Source organism: Leucobacter chromiireducens subsp. solipictus, assembly GCF_016758195.1.
GTDB lineage: Bacteria > Actinomycetota > Actinomycetes > Actinomycetales > Microbacteriaceae > Leucobacter > Leucobacter solipictus.
Genome location: NZ_QYAC01000002.1, coordinates 89762 through 104830 on the forward strand (window position 1 = coordinate 89762; position 15069 = coordinate 104830).

At 69.6% G+C, this 15069-nt stretch carries 12 protein-coding genes, 1 tRNA gene and 1 riboswitch; of the genes, 4 read left to right on the forward strand and 9 right to left on the reverse strand.

Annotated elements, in window-relative coordinates; genetic code table 11:
* The first annotated feature begins 9 nt into the window (after window positions 1-9).
* From D3230_RS04010 to D3230_RS04025, 4 genes are all read left to right on the forward strand, one after another.
* On the forward strand, window positions 10-153 hold the full coding sequence (locus D3230_RS04010; RefSeq protein ID WP_237466916.1) for a hypothetical protein: 144 nt from the start codon (window positions 10-12) through the stop codon (window positions 151-153).
* 134 nt (window positions 154-287) lie between these two features.
* Window positions 288-363, forward strand: a tRNA-Thr gene (locus D3230_RS04015).
* A gap of 322 nt (window positions 364-685) precedes the next feature.
* Window positions 686-1288 carry a hypothetical protein gene (locus D3230_RS04020; protein WP_202343746.1) on the forward strand — a complete coding sequence of 201 codons (603 nt, stop codon included), beginning with the start codon at window positions 686-688 and terminating at the stop codon, window positions 1286-1288.
* 9 nt (window positions 1289-1297) lie between these two features.
* Window positions 1298-2389, forward strand: a complete 1092-nt coding sequence (locus tag D3230_RS04025) for an acyltransferase family protein (protein ID WP_202343747.1) — start codon at window positions 1298-1300, stop codon at window positions 2387-2389.
* A 250-nt stretch (window positions 2390-2639) separates the two neighbouring features.
* Here the strand turns inward: D3230_RS04025 and D3230_RS04030 are convergent, their stop codons facing one another.
* The 9 genes from D3230_RS04030 to trpS all read right to left on the reverse strand — a co-directional run bounded on the left by D3230_RS04030 (window position 2640) and on the right by trpS (window position 15058).
* The gene (locus D3230_RS04030; RefSeq protein ID WP_202343748.1) at window positions 2640-4628 is read right to left on the reverse strand and encodes an ABC transporter ATP-binding protein; all 1989 of its coding nucleotides are present in this window, start codon (window positions 4626-4628) and stop codon (window positions 2640-2642) included.
* 114 nt (window positions 4629-4742) lie between these two features.
* A complete protein-coding gene (ribH, locus tag D3230_RS04035) occupies window positions 4743-5270 on the reverse strand; it encodes a 6,7-dimethyl-8-ribityllumazine synthase (protein ID WP_202343749.1) in 528 nt (175 codons plus the stop codon).
* 47 nt (window positions 5271-5317) lie between these two features.
* On the reverse strand, window positions 5318-6604 hold the full coding sequence (ribA, locus tag D3230_RS04040; RefSeq protein ID WP_202343750.1) for a GTP cyclohydrolase II: 1287 nt from the start codon (window positions 6602-6604) through the stop codon (window positions 5318-5320).
* A complete protein-coding gene (locus D3230_RS04045) occupies window positions 6601-7293 on the reverse strand; it encodes a riboflavin synthase (protein ID WP_202343751.1) in 693 nt (230 codons plus the stop codon). The genes ribA and D3230_RS04045 overlap by 4 nt, the downstream gene beginning before the upstream one ends.
* Window positions 7293-8426, reverse strand: a complete 1134-nt coding sequence (locus tag D3230_RS04050; protein WP_202343752.1) for a bifunctional diaminohydroxyphosphoribosylaminopyrimidine deaminase/5-amino-6-(5-phosphoribosylamino)uracil reductase RibD — start codon at window positions 8424-8426, stop codon at window positions 7293-7295. The genes D3230_RS04045 and D3230_RS04050 overlap by 1 nt, the downstream gene beginning before the upstream one ends.
* A 55-nt stretch (window positions 8427-8481) precedes the next feature.
* A riboswitch (FMN riboswitch) is annotated at window positions 8482-8623 on the reverse strand.
* A gap of 29 nt (window positions 8624-8652) precedes the next feature.
* Window positions 8653-10698 carry a MucBP domain-containing protein gene (locus D3230_RS04055; protein WP_202343753.1) on the reverse strand — a complete coding sequence of 682 codons (2046 nt, stop codon included), beginning with the start codon at window positions 10696-10698 and terminating at the stop codon, window positions 8653-8655.
* Window positions 10699-10882: 184 nt separating this feature from the next.
* Window positions 10883-11617 (reverse strand): DUF1345 domain-containing protein, encoded by a 735-nt coding sequence (locus D3230_RS04060; protein WP_237466918.1) that lies wholly within the window; start codon window positions 11615-11617, stop codon window positions 10883-10885.
* Window positions 11614-13746 carry a bifunctional lysylphosphatidylglycerol flippase/synthetase MprF gene (locus D3230_RS04065; RefSeq protein ID WP_202343754.1) on the reverse strand — a complete coding sequence of 711 codons (2133 nt, stop codon included), beginning with the start codon at window positions 13744-13746 and terminating at the stop codon, window positions 11614-11616. Before D3230_RS04065 ends, D3230_RS04060 begins: the two co-directional genes overlap by 4 nt.
* 301 nt (window positions 13747-14047) lie before the next feature.
* Complete coding sequence (gene trpS, locus D3230_RS04070) at window positions 14048-15058, reverse strand: tryptophan--tRNA ligase (protein WP_202343755.1); 1011 nt, start codon at window positions 15056-15058, stop codon at window positions 14048-14050.
* Window positions 15059-15069 lie beyond the last annotated feature (11 nt).

Here is a 15069-nt window from a genome sequence, read left to right on the forward strand (position 1 = left end):
CTCGCGGGGTTGGGCTTGGTCGGCCTGCGTCCCTTCGGCCTGAGCGTGGTCGGCCTGCGTCCGGTCGGCCTGCGCCTGCTCGGCCTGCGCGCGGTCGGTCTGCGTCAGTTCGGCCTGAGCCTGCTCGGCCTGAGCCTTGTCTTGGCGTGGTGACAGCCAGCGTGGCGTGAGGGCGCCCCGCGCCGGGCCCGCGCGCATGGCACGCGCCCGGGAGTGTCGCCGGTGTGCTGGGTGGCGCTGCGACGTGCTAGAGTAATTGCTTGTGCGCGAGAGCGATCCCGCGCCAGGCCGCCTTAGCTCAGTCGGTAGAGCGATTCACTCGTAATGAATAGGTCACCAGTTCGATTCTGGTAGGCGGCTCCATTACTTCTCTTAGTCAACGCCCATTTTGGCGTGTCCCTCGTCGGTCGATCTCACAGGGTGATCCCGTGGCGTGATCCCGTGGGGTGACCTCGAAGCACCACCCCGCCGAGCGCGCAGTATTGTCCCATTTGCGCCGCCGATTTCGTGCGAAAGTGGCTTCTCAGTGCCTACCTCGCGGGGAGCCTGAGGCTTGGCCTGGCCTGGAACCTGGCTCTTGACGCGTCGAGAGCGCAATCCTGCACGTGTCGCGGCTTGAGAACGAGCGAAAGTGCGGTCTCGGCAAGAGGAGCAGGCGGGCGGGGTGGGGGGCTAGGGTGAGGGTATGAGCGACGCGAGCCCCGGTCAGATCCCGATTCGCCCCATGCGACCGTCGCCGCGCACGCCCGCGAGCCCCATGGATTTCACGGGGCTCGAGTTTCTCCGCGGCCTCGGCATCACCTTCGTCGCGTTCAACGTGCTCCTGCCGATCACGATCTTGGTGATCACCGCGATCAGTCAACTGCGCAACGGGCTGCCGATGTTCGCGGGAGCGCAGGCGCTGATGCTGGTGCCGCTCTTCTCGGTACCGATCTCGGCGCTGGCGAGCCTGAGCTACGCGGGCGCGCTCGCCTTCGGGCTCGGCAAGCTGCTGCGCCATGAACCGCGGCGGAGCAGGCATCGCCTCGCGTTTGTCGGCCTGGGGCTGGTCGTCGGCTATGCCACTTCGCTCGTCGTGCAGATATCCACCTACGGCTCACCGAGCTCGAACCCGGCAGAAACCTTTCTGAACTCAACGCACCTCTTCTACGCGCTGCCCACAGCGCTTGCCGTGTGGGGCGGCTGGGAGTGGACCAGCTCCCGTGCCCTGCGTGCCGATCGGGTAGCAGCCGAGCTCGCAGTGACACCCCCGGCAAGCACCGAGACGACGGCCAGCGGCACCGTATAGGTTGGCAGGGTGAGCACGACGACGAAGCCTCGAATCGCCCTGTGGGATAACGCCCGATTCGTGCTCATCGTGTTGGTCGTGATCGGCCATTTGATCTCGACCATTCGCACCGATTCCGCCCTCGGCTTCGGGCTGTACGCCTACATCTACCTGTTCCACATGCCCGGCATGATCCTGCTCTCGGGTATGTTCTCGCGCGCCGACGCCTCCCCGAAAGCCGTCCGCTCCACCGTTCAGCTCCTCGTGACCTGGGGTCTGTGGGAACTGATTTGGGCCGCGATTCGCGGGGTCGTCGAGGGGCGCGCTCCGGGGGCCTCGTTCATGGTCTCCCCGGCCTGGACGCTCTGGTTCCTCGTGTCGCTCGCGACGATGCGGATCCTGCTCCCGTACCTGGCGCGGCTCCGTCACCCGCTGCTCGTGTCGATTGCGCTGGCGCTCGGTTCGGGGATGTTCCCGGCGATCGGCACCGAGTTCTCGGCGTCGCGGACCCTCGCGTTCCTCCCGTTCTTCATGTTGGGCTGGCTGGCCAGGGAACGCGGCTGGCTGATCGGGGAGTGGTTCACCGCACCGGCTCGCACCGCCCGCGCCGCGGCCTGGGGGGTGCTCGGCGTGGTGGCGCTCGCGTTCCTGCTCGTCCCGCAACTTCTGAGCGTGTGGCGGATCGACCGCTGGCTGACCTGGCGAGACGACTACTTCTGGCTGTTCGCGAACGCGCCGATCGGGGCGTGGCAACCCGCGTCCTGGGGCGGTGTGGTGCTCGGGGGGATGCTCGTTACCGCGGCGCTCCTCGCCGTGGGCGCCGCGCTCACGCTGGCGCTTCTGATCGTGGTGCCGCGCCGGGAGAGCGTGATGACGGCCTGGGGCACCCGCACGCTGTTCGTGTACCTGCTCCACGGGCCGATCGTGTGGGTGCTGCGCGGGCCCGGCGCGATCGACTGGTTCGGGAGCTTCGGGGAATTCGGAGTGCTCGCCCTGGTGCTCGCGGGCGGTGTGCTGACCGTGCTGCTCTCGACGCGTGGGGTCTCGTGGCTCTTCCGCCCCATCGTCGAGCCCCGCATTGACTGGGTGTTCACCCGGGAGCCGCGCGACGCCCGCCCCTGACCCCGGGTCGCCCTCGCCCCTGCCCCCGGGGTCACCCGGAGACGTCGCCTGCCCGCGACCGCCGCACCCTCCCCGAGCCTTTTTATCTCACACGAGTCAAACTCTGCAGAAAATGCCTCGGGCTAGATAAAATGCGTCGGTTTGGGAGGGCTCTTTCTGCGCGCAGCGCCGTCGCCCACCGACGCGGACGCACCGCCGGCAGCACCGGTGCACCGGTGCGGGCGCACCGTCGCCGGCGCGCCGCCCGCCCCTACGCCTCCGGCTCGGCGACGAGGAGCTGGTGCTTCGCGAGCTCGCGGTAGAGCGGGGTGCTCTCGACGAGTTCCGCGTGCGTGCCCTCGCCGATCACGCGGCCGGCCTCGAGCACCACGATCTTGTCCGAGTCGACGACGGTGGACAGGCGGTGCGCGATCACCACGAGGGTGCGGCCGGTCGCGACCGAATCGAGCGCCTCGCGCATGAGCCGCTCGTTCACGCCGTCGAGGCTCGCCGTCGACTCATCGAGCAGCAGCACCGGCGGCGCGGTGAGCAGGGCGCGGGCGATCGCGAGCCGCTGCTTCTCCCCGCCGGAGAGCATCACTCCGCTCTCGCCGACCTGCAGGTCGAGGGCCGCGGCGAGCCGCTCGGGCGTGAGCTCCGGCACGGTGTGCGGATTCGCGGAGGTCGCGGCACCGCCCTCGGCGCGGCCCAGTAGTCCGCCGAGGTTGACGGCACGCAGTACGCGGGCGCAGGCCTCATCGGTGGCGTGCGGCGCGCCCAGGCGAAGATTGTCGCGGAGCGTTCCCGCGAGCACGGGTGCGTCCTGTTCGACGTAGCCGAGCTGTGACCGGAGTTCGGTACGGTCGAGCGCGCGCAGATCGGCACCGAACAGGGAGACGGTGCCCTGTTCCGGATCGTAGAACCGCTCGATCAGGCCGAGAATGGTGGACTTCCCGGCGCCCGACGGGCCCACGAGAGCGACGCGGGTGCCCCGATCCACGGTGAAGTTCACGCCGTGCAGCACGGGCGTCTCCACGATCTCGGCGGGCGGTACGTCACGCCCGGCGCCGCGGCCGGCGCGCACGAGGGCCCGCACGTCGGCGCGTTCGGGCGCGGCCGAGCGGTAGGTGAAGTGCACGTCGGAGAACTCGATCGCCGGGGCGGCGGGCGAGCTCACCGCGGACAGCGGCACGATCTGGCCGAGCGGCGAGAGCTTCGCGTCGTCGGCGGTCTCGGTGGAGAGCGCGGTGATCTCTTGAATCCGGCCGAGCGCGCCGAGGGCCTGGTTGACGGCGGAGATCGCGCCGAATGCTTGTCCGAGCGGCGTGATCATGAGGAACAGGAACACGATGAACATGACGAGCTGCGCGATCGTGATCGCCCCGGTTGCGACCCGGAACCCGCCGAGCCCGAGCACGATGAGGAACGACAGCTGCATCGCGAGGAAGGAGATCGGCACGATGAGTGCGGAGATCCGGGCGACCTTGAGGCCGAGCCGGTACGCGGCGCTCGCGTCTGCCTCGGTGGCCAGCTGCTCGCGCTCGGCGGCCCCGGCGGCGCGGATGGTTCGGATCGAGGAGACGGAGCGGTCCACCTGAGCGGCGAGATCCCCCACCTTCTCCTGCGCCTGCGCAACGGCGGGGCGGATCTTGCCCGACACGAGCACCACGACGACGAGCGCGAGGAGGATCACCCCGAAGGTGATCCCGAACAGCAGCGGGTCGATGACCAGCATGCCGATCAGCGCGCCCACGAACACGAGCAGCCCACTGAGCGCCTCGACGAGCCCCTGCGTGAGGACGGCCCGGAGCAGGGTGGTGTCGCTGCCGATGCGGGAGACGAGGTCGCCGGTGCGACGCTGATCGAACTGCGCGATCGGGAGGTGCAGGATCTTGGCGATCAACTGCTTGCGGCTGGTCAGCACCACCCCCTCGCCCATGCGCTGGAGCACGTAGTGCTGGAAACCGCTCAGCACGGCATCGATCACGACGATCGCGGACAGGAGCACGAGCAGGCTCGTGAGGGCCTGGCCCGACTCGACCCGGGTGATGAGCTGCCCCAGGATGGGGGGCTGCACGAGCGAGGTGATCGCACCGATCACCCCGAGGATCAGCGCGATGACGAGCAGGCGACGCTGCTCGAACAGGTAGGGGATGAGCTCCCGCAGCGAAGCGCGCGGGCCGCGGGGGGCCGCCGACGTACCGCGGTTTCTGCCGCGTTTCGGTCGCTCCTGAGGGGTGGCCGCGGGGTGCTCAGACATGGCATCAACTCTAGTGCCGGCCCCTGACAGGGGGCTGCCGCGGCGGCTCGACCCGGGCCTCTGAAGAAACTCGGGGTGAGCCGCCGCGGCAGCGGAGAGGGTTCGAGCGGCGAACTACCGATCGGTGCCGGGGACGAGGCGCAGCGTCGGCCCAGCCTCGCGGATCCGACGCGCCGTGACGGCGAGGTGCAGCGCGGCCTCGGCGGCCTCCTGGCCCTTCGACTCGGGTGCCCCGGGACGGCCGGAGCGATCCAGCGCCTGCTGCTCCGTGTCCACCGTGAGGACACCGAAGCCCACGGGGAGGCCCGTGTCGAGCTGCACCCGGGTGAGCCCGTCGGTGACGGCGTTGCACACGTAGTCGAAGTGCGGGGTGCCGCCGCGGATGATCACGCCCAGGCACACCGCGGCATCGAAGCCGCCGCCGCCCGCGCTCGTCGGGGTGAGCGCCACCTGCGCGGCGAGCGGCAGCTCGAACGCGCCGGCGACCCGGAACAGGGTGTGCTCTGCGCCGGATCCCGTGAGGGTCTCCTGCGCGCCGCTCACCAGCGACGTCATGATTTCCTCGTGCCAGCTTCCGGCGATGATCGCGACGCGCAGCCCGGTGGCGTCGACGGAAAGGTTCGGGGCTCCTGCTCCGCTCATGGGGACTCCTTCAGTGTGAAACGGGTGTGGATGGGTGACCGCGGGGGTTAGCTGACCGTGTCGGGCAGTTCGTGCCCCATGCGGTCGCGCTTCGCGTTCAGGTAGCCGATGTTCTGCTCGGTCACGCCCACGAGCAGCGGGACGCGCTCGACCACCTCGAGGCCCTGCGCCTCGAGCTGCGTCACCTTGTCCGGGTTGTTCGTGAGCAGGCGAACCCGATCGATCCCCAGGTCGGCGAGGATTTCCGCGGCGGCGGTGTAGTCCCGGTCGTCCGCGGGGAGTCCGAGCTGGAGGTTTGCGTCGAGGGTGTCGAGGCCCTCCTCCTGGAGCTGGTAGGCGCGAAGCTTGTTCGCGAGCCCGATCCCGCGCCCCTCCTGACCGCGGAGGTACACGACGACGCCGCCGCGCTCGTTGATCAGGTCGAGCGCGGTGTCGAGCTGCGGCCCGCACTCGCACTTCAGCGACCCGAAGGCCTCGCCGGTGATGCACTCGGAGTGCACGCGGACGAGTGCCTCCCCGGAGGGCAGCGCGCCGTCCGGGCCGGGGGCGACGAGGGCGATGTGGTCGACGCCGGCGCGGCGGTCCCGGTAGGCGAGGGCGCGGAACTCTCCGTGCTCGGTAGGGAGCAGGGTGTTCGCGCGGAGGCTGACGCGGCGATTGACGGCCTCTCCGGTGGGGGCGCCCTCGGGATCGTGTTCGTTGAGGTACGCGATGAGGCGGTCGATTGTGGTGACCAGCACGCCCTCGCGGGCACCGAGCTCGATCAGGCCGGGGAGACGCATCATCTCGCCGTCCTCGGCCACGATCTCGGCGATACCGGCGACCGGTCGGAGGCCTGCGAGGCGCATGAGCTCGACCGCGGCCTCGGTGTGCCCGTCGCGGGCGCGCACGCCGCCGTCGACCGCGCGCAGCGGCAGGATGTGGCCGGGGCGGCGCACGTCCGTGGGAACGGCGTCGGCGTTGGCCAGCGCCTTCAGGGTGGTCATCCGGTCGCTCGCGCTGATGCCGGTGGTGATGCCCTCTGCCGCGTCAACGGTCACGGTGTAGGCCGTGGAGCGCACGTCTTCGTTCCGGGACACCATCATGGGGAGATCGAGCTGGTTTGCGATCTCGTTGGTCATCGGTGCGCAGATCAGCCCGGACGACCAGTGCACGGTCCACGCGATCCATTTCTGGCTTGCGAGCTCCGCGGAGATGATGACATCGCCCTCGTTCTCGCGATCCTCGTTGTCGGCGACGATCACGGGCAGGCCCGCCTTGATCGCGGCGATGGCCTCCTCGATGGAGGCGATGCCGGGGGTGCGGGACTCGGCGGGGGTGGCTTCGGGGCTCATGCGTGTGATCCTTCGGTGGGCGTGGTGACAACTGCGGATGCGGAGGTGGTGTCGGGGACCGCGGGAACGACGCCGAGGCGCAGCATGCGGGCAACGTGACGGGCGAGGATGTCGGTCTCGACGTTCACCCGGTCGCCGGGCTCGAGCGCGCCGAGCGTGGTCGCGGCGAGCGTTTCAGGGATCAGGGACACCTCGAACCACGCGTTCGGTTCCTCGGGATCGGAGATCGCGGACACCGTAAGCGAGACGCCCGAGAGCGTGACCGAACCCTTGTCGACGAGCAGCGGCGCGAGATCCGGCGTCAGATCGAAGCGCAGCACGCGCCAGGCGTCGGCGGGCGTGACCGAGCGGAGCGCGGCAGTGCCGTCAACGTGGCCCTGGACGATGTGACCGCCGAGGCGCGTGTCGACGCGGACCGCGCGCTCCAGGTTCACTGCACTGCCTGCGGCGAGCTCGCCGAGGGTCGACATGCGGATCGACTGCGCCATGACGTCGGCGGTGAAGGTGCCCCGGCCGTCCGCGGTGCGACCCTGGTCGATCACCGTGAGGCAGACCCCGGACACCGCGATAGAGGCGCCGTGGCTCGCATCGCTCGTGACGAGCGGCCCGGCGATCGTGAGGCGGAGCGAATCGTCAACGGGAGCGACCCCGACGATTTCCCCGATTTCCTCGATGAGTCCCGTGAACATCAGTTTCCTTTCTGGGCCGGAACGACCGTGGCCTTGATGAGTAGATCAGCTCCAAGCTGCGCGGTGTGCGTGACGCGGAGACGTGAGATGTCGGCGATGGTGGAGATTCCGAGATCGCCGAGGGCGAGCCGTGGCCCACCGAGCAGCGCCGGAGCGAGATAGACGAGTACGTCGTCCACGAGCCCGGCCGCGATAAACGCGCTGGCAACCGTCGGCCCGCCCTCGACGAAGAGGTGGCGGACCCCGTTTGCGTGCAGCGACGCGAGGTCGGCGGCGAGGTCGTCGCCGGCGATGCGGAGTGGAAGCTTGAGATCGCGCGCGGCGAGCGCCGGGTGGCGCAGGATCCGCGCATCCGCGGGGATCGCGCGGTGTCCCATGACGACGGGGACCGGCTGTTCGGCCGCGGGCACGAGGAGTCCGCCGGTTTCGCCGCGGGCGGTGAGTGCCGGATCGTCGGCGAGCAGCGTGCCGGTGCCCACGAGGATCGCGTCGGCCTCGGCCCGGCGGCGGTGCACGTCGCCGCGCGCGTCAGCGCCGGTGATCCATTGGCTCGTCCCGTCTGCGGCGGCGGCGCGGCCGTCGAGGGTTTGCGCCCATTTGACGGTGACCCGGGGGCGCGCGGTCGCGGCGGCAGCGGTGCCGGATCCTGCGGTGCCGGATCCTGCGGTGCCGGATCCCGCGGCGCGTTGCCGGGCCAACCAGCCGGTCAGGAGTGCGCGAGCCGATGCGGCACGGACCCCCGCGTGAACCTCGACGCCCGCGCGGCGCAGGGTGTCGGCACCGCCCGATGATGCCTGGCCCGGGTCTGAGAGCGCGTAGACGACCGCACCAATGCCGCGCTCGGCCAGCGCGACGGCGCAGGGACCGGTGCGCCCCGTGTGATTGCACGGTTCCAGGGTGACGACGGCCGTGACCTCGCCGAGGCGGTCCTGCCACTCGGCCGGAATGCGGCTCAGCGCGTCGATCTCCGCGTGCGGTGTTCCCGCGCCGCGGTGCCAGCCCTCCGACAGAATCCGACCCTCGGGATCGAGAAGCACGCAGCCCACGCGGGGATTCGCATCGAATTCGGGGCCGCGCAGCGCAAGGGCAAGCGCGCGATCCATCGCTGATTCGATGAGCGTCTGCTCGAGCATCCCGTCCGCCTTTTTCTGCGTACCGGGTGCGCGCAGGGTCGCGGAGTGCCGCGATCGCGCGTTCCTCTCATCCGGACTAGCGCGGCCTGGGCCGCGCATCACCGTCGGTCCCGGAATTTCACCGGATCGGCCCTGCGGAAGCAGGGTTCGCGGACTGTCACCGCCGGTTCGGATTCTCACCGACCCCGGAACACGGGACCATGCTACCGCGCCGGGCCGTGCGGGGCTACCCCGCCGGAGGGGTTCCGCCAGGGGCGGAACCCGGAATACGCGTGGCCGCAGCCCGGCGCCGTCCGAGCAGCAGTCCAGCCCCCGCCAGCACGGCACCGCCCGCGAGGGTGACGAGGAGCCCGGCATCTCCGGCGCCGGTCTGCGCGAGCGGTGTCGGCCCCGGCGGCTGCGGTGCCGGCGGCGGTGTGGTCGGAGGAGTGACGGTGGGCGGCGGCGTCACCGTCCCGGTGTCCGCTGCGGCGTAGGTGAAGACGTGCGTCGCGGCCCCGACCCCGAAGACCCCGGAGATCACGGGTGCCGAGCTCACCGTGTACCCGTCGATTGCGGCGGCCTCCGCGGAGTACGCGGTGTTCCAGCGCCCGACGAGCGCGGTGTCCTCCGGCACCGGGGCCCCGTGTTCGTTCACGTAGCGCACGGTGACGCGGAACTCAAGGGGGAACACCACCGCACGGGTGATGTCGGCGCTCTCCGGGGTGACCTGCTCCGGGAGCACCGCATCCTCGGGTGGCAGGACCGTCGCGTGGGCCGCGGGGTGCGTCACGGTGGGGTGGGGGACCGCCGGCAGCGTGTCGGTCTGCCCCTCGGGCACCCAGGTGGTTTCCCCGGTGATGGCGTTCACCTGGCAGGTGAAGACTGCCTCCTGGGTGACGGTGTCCGCCGCCGCCGAACCGTCTTCGAAGGTGTAGACGATTTCACGGGTCACCGTGTGATGCCCCTGCCGCGCGAAGAGCATGTGGGGCACGACCCGGTAGTTCTCGGCCCGGTACGTGTCGTAGGGGAGTTCCCCGGGGACGACCGCGTCACCCTTCCAATTGGGGAGCGCGGCCAGCGCGGGGCCGTCGGCGGCATTCGCGTAGAGCGACAGGTACTCGGGGATGAACTGCGCGAGCGCGGCCATGATCGGCTGCATGCTCGAGCCCGGTGTGGCGAGCATCCCGTATTGCGTCCGAATCGTCTGCTCGACGGCCTCGGTGACCGAGCCGGGATCGTGGTCCGGGATATTCTCGAGCGACCAGGTCGCCTGCTCGACGAGTGCCTGGAAGCCGTCCGAGGCAAATACGTCTTCCGGGCTGAGGAAGTCGGTGCCGTCGGGGGTCAGGTTCAGCGCCAAGAACGTTCCGTCGACGGAGAACGAGTTGAGGATCCACTGATCAAGGTCGCTGAGCTGCAGCGGCCGGGTCTCGACCCCGGCGGCGGGGAGCATCGCCGTATTGTCGGCGGTGCGCACAACGATTCCCATCGCTTGTGCGGTGCTCAGATACTGCCGCACCTGCGCCTGGTAGCCGCGCAGGTAGTCGAGATCGACCCGCTCGATCCACTCGAGCGTTGAGGCGCGCATCGCGTCGAAGACCCGTGCGCGGGCCTCGGGCTCCGCAAGGCCGGTGCTCGTGTACTCGGTGAACAGTTCGGCGTAGATCGCGTCGAGGCTCAGATCCGCGAGATCGGAGTAACCCAGTTGTTGGTAGCTCGAATAGGTGCCGACCGACGGGGTCTGCCAAGTCAGGCTGGTGAGCGCGTTGACGAGCTGCGAAAATTCCGGGCCCTCCGGGGGGAGGATGGTGGCCACCTGATCCGCCGTGTAGGCGGCAACGAAGCCGTTGAAGAGTGCGAGCTTGAGGTCGTAGTCTGCGCTCAGGAGGTGCTGGAGCCCCGAGGCGTCGACCCGTTGGCCGTTCATCGAGGCCGCGAGGAAGCTGTCGGCTGCCGTCCGGTAGGTGTCGACTGCTGCCGGGACTGCGACGTCGAGATAGTGGAGCATGTTCGGGGGAACGCTCGCGGTTCCCGAGAACGCGAGTTTCATCTCCTGCGTGTAGTACGGGACGAACTCCTCTTGGTACGTGTCGAGGTGGTCCGGGAACCCTTCCGCGTACCCCTCGCCGAGGATCGGCGCGGAATAGAAGTCCTGCGTGCGGGCATTCTCGTCGGTGACGATGCACGCCGCGGCGGTGAGCGGGGCCGCCTGCGCGGGGCCGCCACCGAGGAGGAGTCCTCCGGACAGTGCCGCGGCGAGGAGCGCAACGCCGGTACGTGATGTGCCCATGGTTTCCCCCGGATGTCGTTGCCCGAGGAGCGTGCATGCATCTTCGGCGCACAGCCTGTCGCCAGGCTGTGAGTAGTATCGCAGGTCCCGCGGTATTTTCACAGCGTTTTCTGGCGCGGAATCCGGTCACCTCGTGCGGTGGCCGGATCCCGCCGCGCGCTGCCGCCGGCCCCGGTGGACGGGCCTAGGAAAAGAGCTCCGCGAAGAGGCGACCGTTCGCGATCACGTTCATCGTGAGCACGATGATGAGGGCATTAAAGAAGAACGCGAGCGTCGTGTGCCACACGATCGTCCACCGCATGTGCGTGTTGACGACCTTCACGTCCGAGACCGCGAAGGTCGTGGCATTCGTGAACGCGAGATACACGAAGTCGACGAGCCGGGGCTCGGCGGTCCCGGGAAACTCGAGCGGCGGTGTCGCCGCGCGGTGGTAGCGGGAGAAATAGATCCGTGCGTAGCCCCAATTGAACATCGCCCAGGCGAGGAGCATGGCCCACACCGCCGTGAACTCGCCGGCCGGATCGTGCAGATCCTGGCCGATGCTCGTGATCAGATCCGTGGCGACGCTGAGGCCGATGAGGCTCGAGCCGAACGTGGTGATCGTCGAGAGCATGCGGGTGAGGGGGTGCCCCACGAGGACGCGCGTGGCCGCCGGATCCGGCTCGTTGATGCGCACCAGGATGTTCAGCGAGAGCACCGTCGAGAGCAGATAAATTGAGGCGATTCCGCACCACACCAGCATGGGGATGAGATCGAAGGCCTGGTCGGTGCCCCACACGATGTCCCAGCCCACCCAGATCAGCAGCACCTGCATGATGAGGCCGAGCACCTCGCCGGTCACGCTGAGCACAGCGCCAAAGGTGCGCAGCGAGACGTTGCGCGGTGTCGGGTGGTGCGGCCCGGTGGTGGGTGTGGTCATGCGTTGTTCCCAGCGGTGGTGGCGGAGGCGACGAGATCGCGGAGGGACGCGTCGGGGAGATACGCGCGGGTGAGCGCGATGCCGATGCGGGGCAGGTCGCCCTCGTCGCGGAACAAGAGATACAGTGACTCGGATCGGGGGTTGAACTTCTGCTTGAAACGGTGCAGCGACGTGAAACCGTACAGCGGTTCGAGCAGCCCGCCGAGCTGTTCGAGGACCTGGTCGACCGGTCCCGCGGCGGCGTCTTCGGGACGCACGAGCGGGGCCCCGGAGAGCGACACAATCTCATACCCCTGCTCCGAGAAGTGCTGAGCTGCGGAGGCGATGAGGTACTCCATGACGGGGCCGAAACCGCCGTCGCGGCGGCGCATGAGATCGAGCGTCCACCCAATGACGCGGGGATCGCCGGTCCCGGGATCCGCGGGCCCGTACACCGGGAGCCACGAGGTGACCCCGTGCAGGCTGCCGTCGGCGTCGACCGCGATCCCCACCCAGACTTCCGGGTCGAGCGCCTCGTCGACGGTGCCGAGCGTGAACCGCATCTCGGGCAGCCCCTTGTCGCCGGTCCACTGCTCCGAGATGGCGCGCACCTGAGCGAGCACGCTCCAGGGCTCCTCCGCGAGCCGGACCATGCGAAACTCGATGCCCTCCCGTTTGGCGCGATTGATCGCCGTGCGCACCGCACCCCAGGGCTTCCCGGTGAACGCGAGGCCGGGAAGATCCACGATCGTGTCCTCGGCGACACTCACTGAGCGCCAGCCCTCGGGAACCGCCGCCGCGCTCCGGGCACCCGCGGAGAACGCGCAGGGGATGAGGCCCGCGCGCTGGGAGAGATCAGCAAACTCCCCGAACGCGGCCCGGTGCTCGCCCTCGGCGACGATCGGGTCGCCGAGCATGATGGCCACGCCTGCGTGAGCCTGGAACGTGATCGCGCCGGATCCCGATGAGACGTGCGTGTTGCCTCGCCACGTGGTCATCCAGGAGATGGTTCCGCCGCCGTAGGCGCGCAGCCGTTCCGTGGCCTGGGCGGCGGTGAGCGGCGCGGCGGCGAGCACACGCCGGGCTCGGCGCAGCGGGACGCGGAACGCGCCCCGGCCCGCGATCAGAACCACGATGAGCGTCGCCCAGAGCGCGGCGGGTGCGATGAGCGCACCCAGGATGTCGGCCGGGGACGCGATGAGCCGCAGCTCAACGAGGAGCGGCACGAGCGCAAAGCCGAACGCGGCGGTGAGGAGGTTGAAACCGCCCAGCGCGAGCGCGCAGATCCAGGCCACCCGGACCCCCTGGCGCACCCCGTTGGCGATGAGCGCGATCACGACGACGTCGATGAGCACGTCCAGTCCCGAGGCGACCGGTTCGTTCTGGCCGAGCGGCCCGTCGTACGGCACGACGAGGTCGATCACCTGGACGACGCCAATCGCGATGAGCCCCGCGAACGCCAGGAGTCGCCACTCGCGCTCGCTGGGCCGGCCCGCCGGGTGGCGGAAAGCGGGAATCCAGCCGCTCGCGAGGAGCGCCGCGACCATGGCGACGGCGTGCTCGAGGTCGTGGAGCTGGCCGAGGTAGAGCACGGAAATACCGACCCACAGCACCACGGCGAGGCGGGCGCGCAGCCGCCAGGGTGCTCGGAGCGTGGCGATCGCGAAGACGAGCGCAGCGAGCGCCCCGCACGAGGGACCCACGTCGCGCGCTTCGGACAGCGCCACCGCCCAGTGCCAGCCGCTCGGGGCGACGAGGAGCAGGATTCCCGCGGCGCCGAGCACGCCCACCAGGTGCCCCGCGAGGAACAGCCCGGCCGTGCGCAGCGCGCCGAATCGCCACTCCGCCCACCCCAGACCGCCCGCGACGAGCGGGAGCAGCGTAAGGTAGACGAGTGGATGGTCGACGAAGAACGGCGACGTCAGGAGGGTCCACCAACGCCCCTCGGCGAAGGCCGGGAGGCCCGTCGCGACCTGCGGGTACCAGGGCTGCTCGCTCGCCGCGCGCCAGAGCGAGCCGCTCGCGAGGCCGACCGCCAGCAGCGCCACGAGAACACTCAGCGTGAACGGGACTCGTCGCAGTACGGTCAGCGCCGGCCTTCGGCTCGTGAGCGGAGCGGGCGCGGCGTGCGGTGCGACGTCGTCGGTCATGGACACAGTCTAGAGTTTCTCGGCCCGAGCTGGGGGTCGAGATGTGCGCCTTCGGGCTCACCGCGCTCGCGCCCCGCCGCCCCGCGCTCACGAGAACCACGGAGATCTTTCGGCCAGGTGCCGTGTGCGGGCAGAAATGTCCGTGATTCTCGTGAATCTCCTCGCCGTTCGTGCACGGGGGCGGGGCGAATCGTGCGGGGAGGGGCGCCGGACAGGCGCGGGGGTGGCACGGCGGCGCGGGGCGTGGAAACGCCGCACGGCTCGCCCTCGGGGCGAGCCGTGCTCAGGAAGGCGGAAGCGCCTAGCGGCGCAGCAGGCCCATGCGCTCGTACACGAGGTCCATCGTCTGGTTCGCGACCGCGTTTGCGCGATCCGCGGCCCCCGCGAGGAGCCGGTCGAGCTCGGCGGGATCCGCCAGAAGCTCTTCAGTGCGCTCGCGAACCGGGGAGAGGGCGCCGTCGACGACCTCCACGAGCCCCTTCTTCAGGTCGCCGTAGCCGCGGCCCGCGTACTCATCGACGATCGACTCCACGGGGCGGCCGCTGAGCACCGAGTAGATGGTGAGCAGGTTCGAGACGCCGGGCTTCGCCTGACGGTCGAAGCGGATGCTCGCCTCGTCGTCCGTGATCGCGCGCATGATCTTCTTCTTGGTGACGTTCATCGGATCGAGGACCTTCACGAGGCCCCCCTCGGTCTCCGCGGACTTCGACATCTTGGACGTCGGATCCTGCAGATCGTAGATCTTGGCGGTGCCCTGCTGGATCTGTGCCTCGGGCACCACGAACGTGTCGCCGAAGCGGGAGTTGAAGCGGGTCGCAAGATCGCGCGTCAGCTCGACGTGCTGCCGCTGATCCTCCCCGACGGGCACGGACGCCGCCTGGTACAGCAGGATGTCCGCGGCCATGAGGATCGGGTAGGTGAACAGGCCCACCGAGGTCGTGTCGGCACCAAAGCGTTGTGACTTGTCCTTGAACTGGGTCATGCGGCTGGCCTCGCCGAAGCCGGTGAGCGTGTTGAGCACCCAGGCGAGCTCCGCGTGAGCGGACACGTGTGACTGGACGAACAGCGTGGACTTTGCGGGATCGATGCCCGCAGCGATGTACTGCGCGGCGGTGACGCGCGTGCGCTCCGCGAGCTCCGCCGGATCCTGCGGCACGGTGATGGCGTGCAGGTTGACGACGCAGAAGAAGGCGTCGAAGTCCTCCTGCATCTGCGTCCACTGGCTGAGGGCCCCGATGTAGTTGCCGAGGTGCAGCGAATCGCTGGAGGGCTGCATGCCGGAGAACAGGACGGGCTTGGCTGATGCGTTCATGTGTGTGTCCA

What these genes read in the sequence shown, in the direction of transcription:
- D3230_RS04020 (WP_202343746.1), top strand. Translation starts at nt 686, where the DNA reads ATGAGCGACGCGAGCCCCGGTCAGATCCCGATTCGCCCCATGCGACCG.
- D3230_RS04030 (WP_202343748.1), bottom strand. Translation starts at nt 4,628, where the DNA reads ATGTCTGAGCACCCCGCGGCCACCCCTCAGGAGCGACCGAAACGCGGC.
- ribH (WP_202343749.1), bottom strand. Translation starts at nt 5,270, where the DNA reads ATGAGCGGAGCAGGAGCCCCGAACCTTTCCGTCGACGCCACCGGGCTG.
- ribA (WP_202343750.1), bottom strand. Translation starts at nt 6,604, where the DNA reads ATGAGCCCCGAAGCCACCCCCGCCGAGTCCCGCACCCCCGGCATCGCC.
- D3230_RS04045 (WP_202343751.1), bottom strand. Translation starts at nt 7,293, where the DNA reads ATGTTCACGGGACTCATCGAGGAAATCGGGGAAATCGTCGGGGTCGCT.
- D3230_RS04050 (WP_202343752.1), bottom strand. Translation starts at nt 8,426, where the DNA reads ATGCTCGAGCAGACGCTCATCGAATCAGCGATGGATCGCGCGCTTGCC.
- D3230_RS04055 (WP_202343753.1), bottom strand. Translation starts at nt 10,698, where the DNA reads ATGGGCACATCACGTACCGGCGTTGCGCTCCTCGCCGCGGCACTGTCC.
- D3230_RS04060 (WP_237466918.1), bottom strand. Translation starts at nt 11,617, where the DNA reads ATGACCACACCCACCACCGGGCCGCACCACCCGACACCGCGCAACGTC.
- D3230_RS04065 (WP_202343754.1), bottom strand. Translation starts at nt 13,746, where the DNA reads ATGACCGACGACGTCGCACCGCACGCCGCGCCCGCTCCGCTCACGAGC.
- trpS (WP_202343755.1), bottom strand. Translation starts at nt 15,058, where the DNA reads ATGAACGCATCAGCCAAGCCCGTCCTGTTCTCCGGCATGCAGCCCTCC.